The sequence below is a fragment of the Deinococcus budaensis genome (genome assembly GCF_014201885.1).
GTDB classification, from domain to species: Bacteria; Deinococcota; Deinococci; order Deinococcales; family Deinococcaceae; genus Deinococcus; species Deinococcus budaensis.
In genome coordinates this window covers 226236-240529 of record NZ_JACHFN010000006.1, presented here as the reverse complement: position 1 = coordinate 240529, position 14294 = coordinate 226236, and the positions used below count along the sequence as shown (strand labels likewise).

Sequence of the window (14294 nt, the reverse complement as noted above, 5' to 3'; positions counted from 1 at the left end):
TACCCGGTGCGGGTGCAGGCGCCCGGCTTCCGCGACTACACCACCACCATCACCGTCCGTGCCGGCGCCACCACCAACCTCAACGTCGAGTTCGCCGTGCCGGTCGCCGTGACTCCGGTCCAGTCGGCCCCGGTGCAGGTGGCTCCGGCCCAGCCGGGCGCGGCGGTCGTGCTCGACCTCTTCCGCAGCCTGCTGGGCGCCATCACGGGGACCCAGGTGCAGGACCCGGCCCGCAGCGCCTACGACCAGAAGGTCGCGGAGTTGCAGCGCGAAGGCTACGCGCTTCAGGGCACCCGTCAGACGACCACCGGCTACCAGGGCACCCTGGTCCGCGCCGGGAGCAGCGCGACCCTCACCGTGGCGCGCGGCGCCGACCGGACCCTCAGCGTGCAGGTCACCGAGACCACCCTCTACCGCTACTGAGCTTCCGTCTTCCCCACGCCCCCCACGCTCCGGCCTGGGGGGCGTTGACCTCGTCGACATCCAGGTCCAGCTTTCCCGCCTGGAGGCTGGGGGGAGAAATTCCCCGCCCCCCTCGCGCCCACCGATGAAGGTTTACTGACCCGGCGCAAACCCAGTTCAGGAAAACGCGGCGTACCCTGAGGGCGTTCCACAATTCAACCCGACCGGGTGAAGTCGGGCGGACCGCTCCCGACGACAGCAGCCGGGAGCTTTTTCTGGACCCCGGTGGGGGTCCCCCACCTCAGCGAATGCTGTCGGCGGCGAAGGTGCGGGCGCTGGAACTGAACAGCAGATCCCAGGTCGCCCGGTCCACCCGGCCCGTGACGGCCAGCCCATTGGCCGCCTGAAAAGCCCGCACGGTCGCCGCCGTGACCGGGCCGTACCAGCCGTCACCCCGCCCGCCGCCGCTGGGGCGCGTCAGGGCGATCAGCCGGTCTTGCACCGCCCGCACGTCCGCGCCGTTCAGGCGTTGGGCCTGGAGTTGCAGGGTGCGGGCAAAGGGTTGCGGGGCCAGGCTGCGCGCCGAGGCCGCCGTCGGGGCAGACTTGGCCGGGGCCGGGGGCGCTGCGGGGCGGGGCGCCGGGGTGGTGCGGGCAGGCGGGCGGGGGGCGCTCGCCGTGGCCGGACTGCTGGGCGCGCGGCGTGCCGGGGCCGGGGGCGCCGGGGCTTTGGCCGCAGCGGCCGGGGCCGTTCCTGGGGGGGTGTCGAAGTACCCCAGCGTCTGGGCGCGCCCGTCGGGATCGGGTTGCAGGCGCAGGTAGACGTAGCCGCCGGGCGCGCGCACCCAGTTGTAGACGCTGCGCTGCTCGTCGCGGCTGCGCCACACGCCGTAGAGGTCGGCCCCCAGCGCCGTGCCCAGCCGGGCGCGGGCCTGCTCGACGGTGCCGCCGACCCCCACGCACTTTTTCTGCGGGGTGCCGATCCGGGCGAAACTGGCCGGGCAGTCGCGCAGCACGCCGTCGAGCGCCTGCGCGGCGCGGGTGGCGGCGCGCTCCACGTCGCGGCCCGTGGGTGCGGCGAGCGCGGGCGCGGGCGCCGCCAGCAGGGCGGCCACAAGCAGGGGGGCGAACTTCATCCTTCAGTGCTAACACGCCCAAGCTGACGGGGGCTGAGGCCCGCCGGCTCCGGGGTTGAGGGCCGCTTGAGCGTGCCAGATCAGGACCGGGGCCGGGTGCGCTACCCTGCCTCCCGATGACGCCCGAACGGTACCAGAAGATTCTGCGGGTGCTCCGCAGGCGCCAGCCCACCTTGACCGTGCTGATGGACGAGGTCAACAAGCCCCACAACCTCAGCGCCATCGTGCGGACCTGCGACGCGGTGGGGGTGCTCGAAGCGCACGCGGTCGCGCCGCGGGGCGGGCCGCTCGCCACCTTCGAGGGCCAGACCTACGGGGCGACTTCCGGCAGCGCGCACAAGTGGGTGCCGGTGCGGGCGCACGCCGACACGCTCGGCGCGGTGCGCGCGCTTCAGGGCCACGGCTTTCAGGTGCTCGCCACCCACCTCTCGCAGCGCAGCGTGGACTACCGCGACCCCGACTACACCCGGCCCACCTGCGTCCTGCTGGGCGCCGAGAAGTGGGGCGTGTCCGACGAGGCCGCCGGGGCCGCCGACGCCAACATCGTGATTCCCATGTTGGGCATGGTCCAGAGCCTCAACGTGTCGGTGGCCGCCGCGACCATCCTCTTCGAGGCCCAGCGCCAGCGCCTCGCCGCCGGGCTGTACGACGCGCCGCAACTGGAGGAGGCCGACCTGGCCCGCCTCGCCTTCGAGTGGGGCTATCCCGACCTGGCGCCGGGCTACCGCGAGCGCGGGGAAGACTACCCGGCGCTGGACGGGGCCGGGCAGATTGTGCGCTAGGCGGGGCGCGGGGGCGCCGCCCACTTTTTCCCCCCACCGGGCGGCTAGACTGCCATGTTTATGTTCAACCTCGAAATGCCCCCCCTGAATGCCGAGACCTGGGCGATTCTCGGCACCCTGGTCCTGCTGGAGGGCCTGCTCTCGGCAGACAACGCCCTGGTCCTGGCGGTGATGGTGCGGCACCTCGCCGGAGACCTTCAGCGCAAGGCGCTGGCCTACGGCATCGGCGGCGCGGTCGTGCTGCGGATTCTGGGCGTGCTGCTGGCCTCCTACGTGCTGGAGTACTGGTGGCTGCGGGCCTTCGGCGCCCTCTATCTCGCCTACCTGGCGATCAGCCACTTCCTGAAAAAGGGCCACAGCGAGGACGAAGCTGCCGCGAACGCCAAGGGACGCGGCTTCTGGGCGACCGTGGTGCTGCTCAACCTCACCGACCTGGCCTTTAGCGTGGACTCCATCCTGGCGGGCGTGGCCTTGATTCCCCGGGACATGCCGCGCGAGCAGGGCCTCACCATCGTGGTGATCGGCGGCATCATCGGCTTGATCCTGATGCGGATCGCGGCGACCGTCTTCCTGCGGCTGCTCAACCGCTACCCCGCCTTCGACAACGTGGCCTACGCGCTGGTCGCCTGGATCGCCGTCAAGCTGGGCATCGAGACGCTGGAAGCCGCGCACGAGGTCTTTCCGGCGGTGCCCACCTTCCACATGCCCACCCCGCTGTTCTGGGGCGTGATGGCCGCCATCGCGGTGATCGGCTCGTTCCTGGCCACCCGCCGGCCCGCCATGAGCGAGGCCCGCGCCGAGGTCCGGGCCGAACAGGTCGTGCGCCGCATGGACGAGGTCGTGGCCGACGCCGCCGACGGCCGGGTGGACGGGCGCTGAGACCCGCTCCCTGCTCTGCCTGACCGGGCCGCCTCCAGTGTGGGGCGGCCCGGTCCTGCGCTTCCCCCCGGCCCGACCCCGGCCCCCCCCCGGCTTGGTGTGGCGGGTACAGTAGGGCTTATGAGCGACCTGATCGACACCATCCGCCCCCTCGCCAAGAAGACGGACAGCAAGATCCTGATGGTCGTGCTCGACGGGGTGGGCGGCCTGCCCCTCACGGTCAACGGCGAGACCGAGCTGGCCAGCGCGCAGACGCCCCACCTCGACGCGCTGGCCCAGGAGTCGCAGCTGGGGTTGGCCGAACTTGTGGGCGCGGGGATCACGCCGGGCAGCGGACCGGGGCACCTCAGCCTCTTCGGCTACGATCCATTGAAGTACGTCGTGGGGCGCGGGGCGCTCTCGGCGGTGGGCATCGGCGTGCGGCTGGGCGCCGGGGACGTGGCCGTGCGCGGCAACTTCGCCTCGCTGGGGGCAGGCCGGGTGATCGTGGACCGCCGCGCCGGGCGCCCCAGCGACGAGAAGAACGTGGAAGTGGTTGCCAAGCTGCGCGCCGCCATTCCCGAGATTCTGGGCACCCCGGTCGAGATCTACACCGAGTCCGAGCACCGCTTCGTGGTCGTCTTCCGCTCGGGCGGCGTGGACGAGGCCGGGCAGGGTCTGGGCGCCAACATCAGCGACGTGGACCCCCAGGTGACCGGCGTGCCTCCCCTCACCGCCGAGGCGAGCGACCCCACCAGCGCCCGCACCGCCGAGCTGGTCAACGCCTTTGTGGCCCGCGCCGAGGCCGCGCTGGCGGAAGAACCCCAGGTCAACGGGGTGCTGTTCCGGGGCTACAGCGACGTGCCGCACTTCCCGTCCTTCGCGGACATCTACGGGCTGCGGGCCGCCTGCATCGCGTCTTACCCGATGTACAAGGGCCTCGCCAGCCTCGTCGGGATGGAGGTGCTGCCGGTCGAGGGCGAGGAGGACGCGCTGGAGGGCAAGGTCGCCGCACTCACCGAGCACTGGGAGAACTACGACTTCTTCTACTTCCACATCAAGAAGACCGACTCGACCGGCGAGGACGGCGACTTTGCCGCCAAGGTGAAGAAAGTCGAGCTGTTCGACGCCCTGCTGCCCCGGCTGCGCGCCCTGAACCCCGACGTGCTGTGCATCGTGGGCGACCACTCCACACCCAGCAAGCTCGCCAGCCATTCCTGGCACCCGGTCCCGCTGCTGATTCAGAGCCGGTATGGCCGCAAGGATCTGGCCGCCCGCTACACCGAGGAGGAGGCGCAAAGAGGCAGCCTGGGCCTCCGGCGCGGCACCGAGATCATGCCGCTGCTGATGGCGAACGCGCTGAAGTTGCAGAAGTACGGGGCGTAAGAGAAGTCGCCAGCTTCCGGCGGTCAGCCGCCAGCCGAAGAGGGGAGGGTTCCGGGCAAGCCTTCCCCTCAGCCCTGTTGGCGTATCCAGTGCACGAGGTCGGCGGTGTCCTGGGGCTGGATCGTGTCCACCCGGCGCAGCGGAGCCGCCAGCGCGAGCGGCGTCCAGCAGGCGTTGTGCGGCAGCTCGGCGTGGTCGAAGGGGAGGTCGATGTGGGGCCGGGCACCCGAGGCCACCCGCGCGGCGTGCCGCTGTCGCAGTTCGTCCAGGGAAGCCTCGCAGAAGAGCTGGACCACGCCCGCGCCGTGCGCCTGCGCCAGCCCTTCAATCTTCGGTTCGCTGACGCCCCGGTAAAAGTGCGTCTCCAGCACCACGTCGCCGCCCGCTGCCAGCACCACCCCGGCGACGTGGTACATCAGCTCGAAACTCAGCGGCCCAGCCTGGGCGCGCGTCAGTTCCGGCAGGTGGCTGTGCAACACCTGCTTGTACTCGTCCTTGCTCACAAAGGGCCACCCCAGCTCCCGCGCCAGCCGTGAGCCGAGGTGGGTTTTGCCGGAAGCGGGCAGGCCGGAGACGAGGAGGAGGGTGGGAGGCATCAGCCCTGCTCACCGAGCAGGTTCAGCAACGCTGCAAAGTTTTCCTGGGGTGTCCCGTGTGCCGTATCGAGCACCAGCCTAGGCGTCATCCAAACTTCGTACTTCCACACAGACTCCTGAACCCCGTCCCAGTCGGGGGGCGACCACTTTGGCAGATGTTGGCCGTCCTCCTCCCACCGGGCGTCCACCCGCCGCCGATGCTCCTCTACGTCCGAACAGACGACCTCAATATTGACGAGCCTGCTTCCAGCCTGCCGCGCCACCTCAGCCCATGCCTTACGCGTGAGCGCCAGCGGATTCACGCAGTCCGCAACCACGTTCAGTCCCAACAGCAGATTGTCTTCTGCCAGCGCATATTCCACGGCGTACCCCTCCACAGTGACTTCACGGTGCCCGGCGTTCAGCAGCGCCGCCTCCACCGTGTCCACCCGCAAGTAAGCGGCCCGCCGATATTGAGCGAGCCGCCGGGCCAGACTGCTTTTGCCGGTTCCGGGTAGACCGGAGAAGACGTAAAGGTCGGGAGAAGGCACGCTCCCGATCCTAGCCGACGGCAAGAAGAAGGCCGGAGCATTATGCCCCGGCCTCCTTTCCTGTCCTGCGTTGTGGTGGCCTCAGGCTCGGGGGCGGCCCCTCGCCTTTCTTGCCGCTTACAACGCAGGAGTGCCTGCTCTTGGTTAGAAGTCCATCCCGCCCATGTCGCCGCCGCCCATGCCGCCCGCCGGAGCGGCCTTTTCCTTCTCGGGCTTGTCGGAGACGATGGCCTCGGTGGTCAGGATCAGCGCGCCGATGGAGGCGGCGTTCTGAAGGGCCGTGCGGGTCACCTTGGCGGGGTCCACGATGCCGGCGGCGACCATGTCCTCGACGTACTCGCCGGTCGCGGCGTTGAAGCCGTAGCGGGCCTTGTCGGAGTTGATGACCGCGTTCACGATGACGCTGCCTTCCTCGCCCGCGTTCACGGCGATCTGGCGGGCAGGCTCCTCCAGGGCGCGGATCAGGATGCGCGCGCCGGTGGCCTCGTCGCCTTCCAGACCCTCGGCGGCCTTGCGAACCGCCGGGATGATCCGCAGCAGCGTGGTGCCGCCGCCCGCGACGATGCCTTCCTCGACCGCCGAGCGGGCGGTGGACAGCGCATCCTCGTAGCGGTGCTTCTTCTCCTTGAGTTCGGTCTCGGTCGCCGCGCCGACGCGGATCACGGCCACGCCGCCCGCCAGCTTGGCGAGGCGCTCGTCGAGCTTCTCACGGGCGTAGTCCGAGTCGGTGGTCTCGCGCTCGGCCTTGATCGCGTTGACGCGGGCGTCGATCTCGCTCTGCTCGCCCTTGCCGTCCACGATGGTGGTCTCGTCCTTGGTGATGCGGATGCGCGCGGCGCGGCCCAGCATGTCCATGCCGACGTTTTCCAGCTTGTGGCCGAGGTCCTCGCTGACAACCTGACCGCCGGTCACGGCAGCGATGTCGCGCAGCATTTCCTTGCGGCGGTCACCGAAGCCGGGCGCCTTCACGGCGGCGATGTTCAGGGTGCCGCGCAGCTTGTTCACGACCAGGGTGGCGAGCGCCTCGCCCTCCACGTCTTCGGCGATGATCAGCAGCGGGCGGCCCGTCTGCGCGACCTTTTCCAGCACGGGGAGCAGGTCCTTCAAGGCCCCGACCTTCTTCTCATTGATCAGGATGTAGGCGTCCTCCAGCACGGCTTCCATCGTGTCGGGGCTGGTGATGAAGTAGGGGCTGATGTAACCCTTGTCGAACTGCATCCCTTCCACGACGTCCACTTCGGTGTCGAAGCCCTTGGACTCCTCGATGGTGATGACGCCTTCCTTGCCGACCTTGTCCATCGCGTTGGCGATCTCCTGGCCGACCTGATCGTCGTTGGCGCTGATCCCGGCGACCTTCTTGATCGCGTCGCTGTCCTCGACGGGCACGGCGAGGCGCTTGATCTCCTCGATGGCGACGGCCACGGCCTTGTCGATGCCGCGCTTGAGGGCCAGCGGGTTGGCTCCGGCGGCCACGTTGCGCAGGCCCTCCTTGACGACGGCCTGACCCAGCACGGTGGCGGTGGTGGTGCCGTCACCCGTGATGTCGTTGGTCTTGGAGGCGACTTCCTTCAGGAGCTGCGCGCCGATGTTCTCGAGCTTGTCCTCCAGCTCGATCTCCTTGGCGACGGTCACGCCGTCCTTGGTGATCGTGGGGCTGCCGAACTTCTTCTCGATCACGACGTTGCGGCCGCGCGGCCCCAGGGTGACCTTGACGGCGTTGGCGACAGCGTTAACGCCGCGCTCCAGGCTGCGGCGGGCGGACTCGTCAAATACAAGTTGTTTGGCCATGAGGACTACTCCTTAAGCGTGCAGAGAAAAAGGGGGGAGAAGGTCTGACCCGGTGAGGGAGGCGCGGGGGCCTCTCCCGGGGGGTCTTACTCGACGATGGCGAGAATGTCGCGCTCGCTGAGAATCGAGTAGTTCTTGCCTTCGAGGCTCACTTCGGTGCCGCCGTACTTGGCGAAGTACACGGTGTCACCGGTGTTGACATCCAGCGCGACGCGCGTGCCGTTGTCGAGCATCTTGCCGCTGCCGACGGCGATGACCTTGCCGCGCTGGCTCTTTTCCTTGGCGGTGTCGGGCACGTACAGGCCCCCGGCGGTCTTCTGCTCGGTTTCTTCGATGATCTCAACGAGAACGCGGTCGCCCAAAGGTTTCAGCATGGGTGTCCCTCCTGTGAAGTGAAGTCGTGGGGCAAACCCCCGCCGGACTGCCCGGCGGTTTTTGCCGTTCCAGACGGAATCCTAGTCTCACCGGGCCAGAAATGTCAAATGCTGGAGTCCAACAATCTGAGCGTAGGACGCTCAAGGCCCACCAGCACGCACCTTTCCGGGGGGCTTGCCTGAGGCCATAGGACTGACGTATATATATTGAAGAAACATACGACAAACTTTTCAGCCCTTTCTCAGGAGGATTCCCCATGGCCCGACCTGACATCCTGTCGCCTGCTGCCTTCGAGGACGCTTTCGAGCGGCTGGGGGGAGCGCCGCTCACGCTGGCGGTGCTGGACCTCGACCATTTCAAGCTGCTGAACGACACGCTGGGGCGCGCCGAGGGCGACCGGGTGCTGCGCGGCGTCGAGCGGCTGCTGTCGGGCAGTCTGCCGGGCGGGAGCCTGATCGGGCGCATCGGCGGCGACGAATACGCGGCGATCTTGCCTGAGACGGCGGCCGAGACGGCGCTGATCCTGCTCGACGAGGTGATCCGGCATTTCCAGATTCACCGCGACCCGCAGTGGCCGCGTCCGCTGGGCCTCAGCGTGGGCCTGGCGGCCCGCCCCGCCCACGCGCAGGGCTACGCCGACCTCAAGCGCGCCGCCGACGAGGCGATGGTCCGCGCCAAACGCGAGGGCCGGGGCCGGGCCTGCATCTATGTGGAGAGCAAGATGGTCCTGAAATCGAACTACTACCCCAAGAGCCAGCTTGAACGCCTCTCCAAGCTCTCGGGCGCGCTGGGCCGCACCGAGGCGTCCTTGCTGCGCGAGGCGCTCGACGAATTGATCGAGAAGAACCGGGGGGCGCTGTGAAGGGCGACGGGGGCGGGGTGCGCGGGAGGCAGGCAGCGGGAACCCCCACGCACCCCGCCTTGCTGGCCGCCTTCCCGGGCTGGTCCGCCGCCCTCGATGAAGCCTGGACCGCCTACCTGTGCGGCTCCTACCCCATCGGAGCGGTCGTGGTGGACGCGGGCGGGGAGGTGATCGCGCGGGGCCGCAACCGCTTGGGCGAGGCGCGGGGGGTGGAGGGCGGCGCGATCTCGGGCCATGACCTCGCGCATGCGGAGATCAACGCGCTGCTGGACCTGCGGGAAGTTCCGCGCCCGGACGCGCACGGCTGGACCGTGCTGACCACCGTGCAGCCCTGCCCGCAGTGCGCGGGGGCCATCGCCATGAGCGGCCTGCGGGCGGTCGAGTACGCCGCGCCGGATCCCTGGGCGGGCTGCACCCGCCTCCTCACGGACGACCCTTACGTCAGCCGCAAGAAGATTCGGGTGGGGCGGGCGCCTGAGGCTGTGCAGTCGGCGGCCCTGCGGCTGGCGCTGGTGGGGTTTCTGGACTCGGGCACCACGCCGGAGACTCCGGTGATGCGCTCCTTCGCCGTCCACGCCGGGGACTTCGACCGGGCGCTGCGGCTGCACCGGGCAGGCACGCTCAGGACCCTGCGTGCCCTGGGGGCCGGGTTGGACGAGGCGCTGGCGGTGCTCGCATGACTTCCGCACATCCTCTGAACCTCTCGCCGCACACGGGCGATCCCGAGCGGGAGGCATTGTGGGGACACCCGCGCCTGCTCTGCGCCGAGCTGTCGGTCAGCCGCCGCGAGTGTGTGGTGCTGGCAGTAGGGATGGAATGAAAGAGGACGCATCCCAAGTGGATTTTATTGAGCTTATATTTCCATTGGCAGATGACTTTGGAGTCAATGAACAGAACGAGATTGAAGACGCTTTAAAGCTGACATTGGAAAGACTGGCGATAGGCTATGTCTCCGGCCCTCAAGTGGGCATGGGTGTCGTAGAACTGAGCATTGAGATTGATGAGCAGGTCAGGCAAGAGCCACAAAGGGTCATCGCCCAGGTGCTCACGATTGTCAGAGCACTCAACTTCCCAACAGGCTCATACCTGCTCGCTTACCCAACAAGCTTCCAGCATGTGGACTTGTAATTCCTTCCCATTTCACTCCCCTTGCAGCAGCGGATACGGATTGATCGCCCCGCCTCCCGTGTAAATCCCGTAGTGCAGGTGCGGCGGCGTGCCCCGCGCGTTGCCGCTGTCCCCGACGTACCCCACCACGTCGCCCGCCTGAACCCAGTCGCCTTCTTGAAGGTCCTCGCGGTAGCGTTCCAGGTGCGCGTAGTAGTGCCGCTGTCCGCCGGGGCCGAGGATCATCACCGTGCGCCCGCCCAGACGGTTCTCGCCCACGTTGAGCACGACGCCCGGCGTGGTGGCGCGAATCGGGGTGCCGCGCGGGGCGAAGATGTCCACGCCTTCGTGCCTGCGCCCCGCGCTGCGGGCAGCCCCCCAGGTGTCCACGAACCGTTGGCCGGGCAGCGGATTGGGCAAGCTCCCCTCGGCCGGTGTGGGGGCCGCGAGCAGCGCCGAATAGCGGCGGGCCTGTTCCAGGTATGGCCACAGCAGGTAGGCGGCCCCGGCAATCAGGAGCAACACGAGCAGCAGACGGAGGGGACGGCGCAGCATCTGCCCCAGCATCGGGCGCGTCGATGAGCGTTGCCGGGCCGCCCGACACAGTGAGGAGCGCCCGGCACCCGCCCGCCCCGCCCTCAGGACACCCCCGGCGTCCCGGTTCCCGGAAGCGCGCCCGGCTCCGCTAGGCTGCCTCTATGGCCCTCAACGGCGGTTACACCTACCGCGAGACGCTGGGACCGCGCGCCCGTGACCTGAGCGTCCTCGCGTACCTGACGCGGCACTACCGCCATTCCGGCGAGGCCGAGTGGCGGGCGCGGCTGGAGGGCGGCGAGGTCCGTCTGGACGGCCTGGGCGTGCATGGGGGCGAGGTGCTGCGGCCCGGCCAGACGCTCGAATGGCGGCGTCCCCCCTGGCACGAGCCGGACGCGCCGCTGGCTTTCGAGGTCCTGCACCGCGACGCCGAGCTGCTGGCGGTCGCCAAGCCGTCGGGGCTGCCCACCCTGCCGGGCGGGGGCTTTCTCGACCACACGCTGCTGGCCTGCGTGCGGCGCGACTTTCCGGAAGCCACGCCGCTGCACCGCCTGGGGCGCGGGACCTCGGGGCTGGTGCTGTTCGCGCGCACGCCCCCGGCCGCGTCGGTGCTGCTGCGCGCCTGGCGGGCGCAGGCGGTCGAGAAGCGGTACCGGGCGCTCTCTGCCGGGCTGGCGGAGGGGCAAGCCTACGACATCACCGCGCCCATCGGCCCGGTGCCGCACCCCCGGCTGGGCCGCGTGTACGCGGCGAGCGCGGCGGGCAAGGCGTCGCGCAGCGTGGCCCGGGTGCTGGAGCGCCGGGCGGAGGAGGGCAGCACCCTCTTCGAGGTGGACATTCATTCCGGGCGGCCCCACCAGATTCGCATTCACCTCGCTTCTGTCGGACATCCGCTGGTCGGGGACCCGCTCTACGTGCCGGGCGGCGGGCCAAGGCCCGAGCTGCCGGGGTTGCCGGGCGACCTGGGCTACTGGCTGCACGCCGAGCGGCTGAGCTTCATCCATCCCCGCAGCGGCGAGCGGCTGGAGCTGCACGCGCCGCCGCCGCCGGAGTTGCGCCGGGCTGACGGCACGTGAAAAGAGAGGAGAGCGGCCTGTCGTCTGGCTCCCAGTCGCCGCGCGGGAGCGGGGTACAATCCCCCGGTGACGCCCCCCGTGACGACGACGCCCGCCCCCGAAGCGCAGGTCTGGAACCTGGACAGCGGCCTGACCCTGGCCTTCGAGCGCCGCCGGGGACCCGGCTTCGCGCTTGACCTGCGCGTGCCGGTGGGGAGCGCCCACGACCCCCGGGGCCGCGAGGGGTCGGCGAGCGTGCTCGAAGAGTGGCTTCACAAGGGCGCCGGGGGCCGGAGCGCCCGCGCGCTGGGAGACGCCTTCGACGACCTGGGCGTGCGGCGCAGCGGGGGCGTCGGCCCGGAGGCGACCCGCTTCGGCGTGAGTGGCCTGAGCCGCGACCTGCCCGCTGCGCTGGGGCTGGTGGCCGACCTGTTGCTGCGCCCGGCCCTGCCGCCGGAGGAACTGCCCATCCTGACGGACCTCGCCCGGCAGGACCTGGAGGGCCTGGAGGACAGCCCGCCCGACCGCCTGGCGGTGGAGGCGCGGCGGCTGGCTTTCCCGGCGGACCCGGCCTCGCCCTTTGCGGGCTACGCCCACCCGGCGAGCGGCACCCCGGAGGGCCTGGCGGCCCTCAGCGCGGACAGCGTGGGGGCGTTCCTGACCCGCTACGGCACGCGCGGCAGCGTGCTGGGTCTGGTCGCGGACGCCGAGCCGCCGGAGGTGCGCGCCCTGGTCGAGCGGACCTTCTCGGGGTGGCGCCCCGGCGAGGACGCGCCCGTCCCGGCCCACTTTCGCCCCGGCCTGCGCGCCCACGTCCCTCATCCGGAGGGCGAGCAGACGCACCTGAGCCTCAGCGCGCCGGGGGTCTCGCCGCGCAGTCCCAACTGGCTCAACTGGCAGGTCGCGCTGACGGCGCTGTCGGGCGGCAGCGCCAGCCGCCTCTTTCACGCGGTGCGCGAGGAACGCGGGCTGGCCTACAGCGTGGGCGCCTCGCCGGTCGTGCTGGCGGGGCAGGGCTTCCTGAACGCCTACGCGGGCAGCACCCCGCAGCAGGCCCCCGAGACGCTGGCGGTGGTGCTGGCCGAACTCGCGCGGCTGCCGCAGGGCCTGACGGCCGCCGAGTTCGGGCGCGCCCGCGCGGGCCTGACCGCCAGCGTCGTCTTCGGGGCCGAGAGCCTGCGTGCCCGCGCTGGGGGCCTCACCCGCGACCTGGCGCTGTTCGGGCACGTCCGCCCGGTGGTGGCCCTGCGCGCCGAGCTGAGCGCCCTGACGCTGGAAGGGGTCAACGCCTTCCTGGCCGGCTACGACCCCGCCGCGCAGGCCACCGTCGTGACCCTCGGCCCGGCGGCCCTGGCGGGCGCGGGGGAGGCGGCATGACCCGGCCCGCCGCCGAGCCGCCCACCCTGTCCCCCCGCATTCTCCCCAATGGCCTGACCCTGCTGCTCGAACCCGACCCGGACGCGCAGACGGTCGCCGCCGGGTACTTCGTGGCGACGGGCGCGCGCGACGAGCGGCCCGCCGAGCTGGGCGCCTCGCATTTCCTCGAACACCTGATGTTCAAGGGGTCCGAGCGGCTGAGCGCCGCCGAACTCAACGCGCGCCTCGACGAGCTGGGCGGCCACGCCAACGCCTTTACGGGCGAGGAGGCGACCGTCTACCACGCGGCCACGCTGCCCGAGCACACGCCCGAACTGCTGGACACCCTGACCGAGCTGCTGCGCCCGGCCCTACGCGCGGGCGATATCGAAACCGAGCGCGGCGTGATTCTCGAAGAGATCGCCATGTACGCCGACCAGCCCGGCGTGCGGGTGGCCGACGAGCTGCGGGCCGACTTCTGGGGCGCGCACCCGCTGGGCCACGCCGTGCTGGGCACCCCGCAGACGGTGGGCGCCCTGAGCCGCGAGGCGCTGGTCCGCCACTGGCGCGAACGCTACGGCGCGGACCGGGTGACGCTGGCGGTCGTCGGCGCTTTCGACCCGGAGGCTGTCCTGGCCTGGGCAGAGGAGACGCTGGGGGACTGGGCCGCCGGCACGCCCGCGTCCAGCGTTCCGGCGGCGCCGCCCGCCGCGCCCGGCACCCTCCGCACCCTGCACGACCCCGCCCTGTCGCGCGTGCAGGTCGCGCTGGCCTTTCCCGGTCTGCCTGCCCGGCACCCCCTGCGCGAGGCGGCGGCGGTGCTGGCTGAACTCATCGGCGGCGAGAACGGGCTGCTGTACTGGGCGCTGCTGGACACCGGGCTGGCCGACAGCGCCGACCTCGGGCACCTCGACTACGCGGACGCAGGCAGCTTCGAGGGCGGCTTTTCCTGCGACCCCGGGCGCGCGCAGGCGGTGCTGGACGCCTACCGCGCCGTGTTGGCGACCGCCCCCGCCGCGCTGACGGAAGCCGCCGTGCGCCGCGCCGCGCGCAAGCTGGCCGTCTCCACGCTGCTGCGCGCCGAGACCCCGCAGGGCCGCCTGTTCCTGCTGGGCATGGAACACCTCGCGCTGGGGCGCCCGCTGAGCACCGCCGAACTGGTGGACCGCGCCGCCCGCGTCACCCTGGAGGACGTGCAGGCCGTGCTGGCCCTCTGCCCGCTGACCCGTCCGACCGTGGTCGCGCTGGGACCACTGACCGAGCTGCGCTGAGCTGACCGGCTGTTGCCGCGTTCTCCGAGCGGCCGGTCAGGAGCGCCGACTCAGCCGCTGGAGATACTCCAGGCGGCGCCTCCGCCCCCACGCACGCCCAACCTTGCGGCCCAGCAGGGCCTGAAGGTGGTCTTCCTCCCTTTTCTGGCTCATCCTTTTCATTCTGGGGCAGGGGTATAGTCCCCCTCAAGCATTAAAAGTTCTTAAGGACACGAGGAGAGCGACCCCGGCGGCCCTCACGCCCGGGCCGAATTTCT

17 protein-coding genes are annotated in these 14294 nt (G+C 70.7%); 11 read left to right on the top strand and 6 right to left on the bottom strand.

The features are described 5' to 3' along the window. Positions 1-423 (top strand): PEGA domain-containing protein (locus HNQ09_RS10210; RefSeq protein WP_184028675.1); only part of this gene is annotated, 423 nt, incomplete at its 5' end. A gap of 280 nt (positions 424-703) precedes the next feature. Here HNQ09_RS10210 and HNQ09_RS10205 read toward each other — a convergent pair. Beyond that, entirely contained in the window at positions 704-1537 is an 834-nt protein-coding gene (locus HNQ09_RS10205; protein WP_184028673.1) for a peptidoglycan-binding domain-containing protein, read from the bottom strand. Between the two features lie 116 nt (positions 1538-1653). Between HNQ09_RS10205 and trmH the strand changes: the two genes are divergently transcribed. The 3 genes from trmH to HNQ09_RS10190 all read left to right on the top strand — a co-directional run bounded on the left by trmH (position 1654) and on the right by HNQ09_RS10190 (position 4563). Next, positions 1654-2319: a tRNA (guanosine(18)-2'-O)-methyltransferase TrmH gene (trmH, locus tag HNQ09_RS10200; RefSeq protein WP_184028670.1), complete on the top strand. Its 666-nt coding sequence runs from the start codon at positions 1654-1656 to the stop codon at positions 2317-2319. Between the two features lie 60 nt (positions 2320-2379). Further along, positions 2380-3198, top strand: a complete 819-nt coding sequence (locus HNQ09_RS10195) for a TerC family protein (RefSeq protein ID WP_184028668.1) — start codon at positions 2380-2382, stop codon at positions 3196-3198. Between the two features lie 120 nt (positions 3199-3318). Continuing rightward, positions 3319-4563, top strand: coding sequence for a 2,3-bisphosphoglycerate-independent phosphoglycerate mutase (locus HNQ09_RS10190; RefSeq protein ID WP_184028665.1), 1245 nt, complete (start codon positions 3319-3321; stop codon positions 4561-4563). Positions 4564-4631: 68 nt separating this feature from the next. Here the strand turns inward: HNQ09_RS10190 and HNQ09_RS10185 are convergent, their stop codons facing one another. The 4 genes from HNQ09_RS10185 to groES all read right to left on the bottom strand — a co-directional run bounded on the left by HNQ09_RS10185 (position 4632) and on the right by groES (position 7851). After that, complete coding sequence (locus HNQ09_RS10185) at positions 4632-5159, bottom strand: P-loop nucleotide/nucleoside kinase family protein (protein WP_184028662.1); 528 nt, start codon at positions 5157-5159, stop codon at positions 4632-4634. Beyond that, complete coding sequence (locus HNQ09_RS10180; RefSeq protein WP_184028659.1) at positions 5159-5689, bottom strand: AAA family ATPase; 531 nt, start codon at positions 5687-5689, stop codon at positions 5159-5161. The genes HNQ09_RS10185 and HNQ09_RS10180 overlap by 1 nt, the downstream gene beginning before the upstream one ends. 144 nt (positions 5690-5833) lie before the next feature. Then, positions 5834-7477, bottom strand: coding sequence for a chaperonin GroEL (gene groL / locus HNQ09_RS10175; protein WP_184028656.1), 1644 nt, complete (start codon positions 7475-7477; stop codon positions 5834-5836). Between the two features lie 86 nt (positions 7478-7563). Further along, complete coding sequence (gene groES, locus HNQ09_RS10170; protein ID WP_184028654.1) at positions 7564-7851, bottom strand: co-chaperone GroES; 288 nt, start codon at positions 7849-7851, stop codon at positions 7564-7566. Positions 7852-8108: 257 nt separating this feature from the next. On the opposite strand from groES, the gene HNQ09_RS10165 reads away from it, so the two are divergent. Genes HNQ09_RS10165 through HNQ09_RS10150 form a run of 4 tightly spaced genes read left to right on the top strand, consistent with a single transcriptional unit; the run spans position 8109 to position 9842 of the window. After that, positions 8109-8714 (top strand): GGDEF domain-containing protein, encoded by a 606-nt coding sequence (locus HNQ09_RS10165; RefSeq protein WP_184028652.1) that lies wholly within the window; start codon positions 8109-8111, stop codon positions 8712-8714. Beyond that, on the top strand, positions 8711-9394 hold the full coding sequence (locus HNQ09_RS10160; RefSeq protein ID WP_343057730.1) for a nucleoside deaminase: 684 nt from the start codon (positions 8711-8713) through the stop codon (positions 9392-9394). The genes HNQ09_RS10165 and HNQ09_RS10160 overlap by 4 nt, the downstream gene beginning before the upstream one ends. After that, positions 9391-9534 carry a hypothetical protein gene (locus HNQ09_RS10155; protein WP_184028650.1) on the top strand — a complete coding sequence of 48 codons (144 nt, stop codon included), beginning with the start codon at positions 9391-9393 and terminating at the stop codon, positions 9532-9534. Before HNQ09_RS10160 ends, HNQ09_RS10155 begins: the two co-directional genes overlap by 4 nt. Then, positions 9531-9842 (top strand): hypothetical protein, encoded by a 312-nt coding sequence (locus HNQ09_RS10150; RefSeq protein WP_184028648.1) that lies wholly within the window; start codon positions 9531-9533, stop codon positions 9840-9842. The genes HNQ09_RS10155 and HNQ09_RS10150 overlap by 4 nt, the downstream gene beginning before the upstream one ends. A 12-nt stretch (positions 9843-9854) precedes the next feature. On the opposite strand, the gene HNQ09_RS10145 is transcribed toward HNQ09_RS10150, so the two are convergent. After that, entirely contained in the window at positions 9855-10376 is a 522-nt protein-coding gene (locus tag HNQ09_RS10145; RefSeq protein ID WP_380002665.1) for a M23 family metallopeptidase, read from the bottom strand. 143 nt (positions 10377-10519) lie between these two features. Between HNQ09_RS10145 and HNQ09_RS10140 the strand changes: the two genes are divergently transcribed. From HNQ09_RS10140 to HNQ09_RS10130, 3 genes are all read left to right on the top strand, one after another. Continuing rightward, complete coding sequence (locus HNQ09_RS10140) at positions 10520-11431, top strand: RluA family pseudouridine synthase (protein ID WP_184028644.1); 912 nt, start codon at positions 10520-10522, stop codon at positions 11429-11431. 66 nt (positions 11432-11497) lie between these two features. Further along, a complete protein-coding gene (locus HNQ09_RS10135) occupies positions 11498-12787 on the top strand; it encodes a M16 family metallopeptidase (RefSeq protein WP_343057729.1) in 1290 nt (429 codons plus the stop codon). After that, a complete protein-coding gene (locus HNQ09_RS10130; RefSeq protein WP_184028642.1) occupies positions 12784-14037 on the top strand; it encodes a M16 family metallopeptidase in 1254 nt (417 codons plus the stop codon). The genes HNQ09_RS10135 and HNQ09_RS10130 overlap by 4 nt, the downstream gene beginning before the upstream one ends. Positions 14038-14294 lie beyond the last annotated feature (257 nt).

Coding starts and splice junctions, on each gene's coding strand:
- HNQ09_RS10205 (WP_184028673.1), bottom strand. CDS start 1,537: ATGAAGTTCGCCCCCCTGCTTGTGGCCGCCCTGCTGGCGGCGCCCGCG.
- groL (WP_184028656.1), bottom strand. CDS start 7,477: ATGGCCAAACAACTTGTATTTGACGAGTCCGCCCGCCGCAGCCTGGAG.
- HNQ09_RS10185 (WP_184028662.1), bottom strand. CDS start 5,159: ATGCCTCCCACCCTCCTCCTCGTCTCCGGCCTGCCCGCTTCCGGCAAA.
- HNQ09_RS10165 (WP_184028652.1), top strand. CDS start 8,109: ATGGCCCGACCTGACATCCTGTCGCCTGCTGCCTTCGAGGACGCTTTC.
- groES (WP_184028654.1), bottom strand. CDS start 7,851: ATGCTGAAACCTTTGGGCGACCGCGTTCTCGTTGAGATCATCGAAGAA.
- HNQ09_RS10130 (WP_184028642.1), top strand. CDS start 12,784: ATGACCCGGCCCGCCGCCGAGCCGCCCACCCTGTCCCCCCGCATTCTC.
- HNQ09_RS10150 (WP_184028648.1), top strand. CDS start 9,531: ATGAAAGAGGACGCATCCCAAGTGGATTTTATTGAGCTTATATTTCCA.
- HNQ09_RS10140 (WP_184028644.1), top strand. CDS start 10,520: ATGGCCCTCAACGGCGGTTACACCTACCGCGAGACGCTGGGACCGCGC.
- trmH (WP_184028670.1), top strand. CDS start 1,654: ATGACGCCCGAACGGTACCAGAAGATTCTGCGGGTGCTCCGCAGGCGC.
- HNQ09_RS10190 (WP_184028665.1), top strand. CDS start 3,319: ATGAGCGACCTGATCGACACCATCCGCCCCCTCGCCAAGAAGACGGAC.
- HNQ09_RS10155 (WP_184028650.1), top strand. CDS start 9,391: ATGACTTCCGCACATCCTCTGAACCTCTCGCCGCACACGGGCGATCCC.
- HNQ09_RS10195 (WP_184028668.1), top strand. CDS start 2,380: ATGTTCAACCTCGAAATGCCCCCCCTGAATGCCGAGACCTGGGCGATT.
- HNQ09_RS10145 (WP_380002665.1), bottom strand. CDS start 10,376: ATGCTGCGCCGTCCCCTCCGTCTGCTGCTCGTGTTGCTCCTGATTGCC.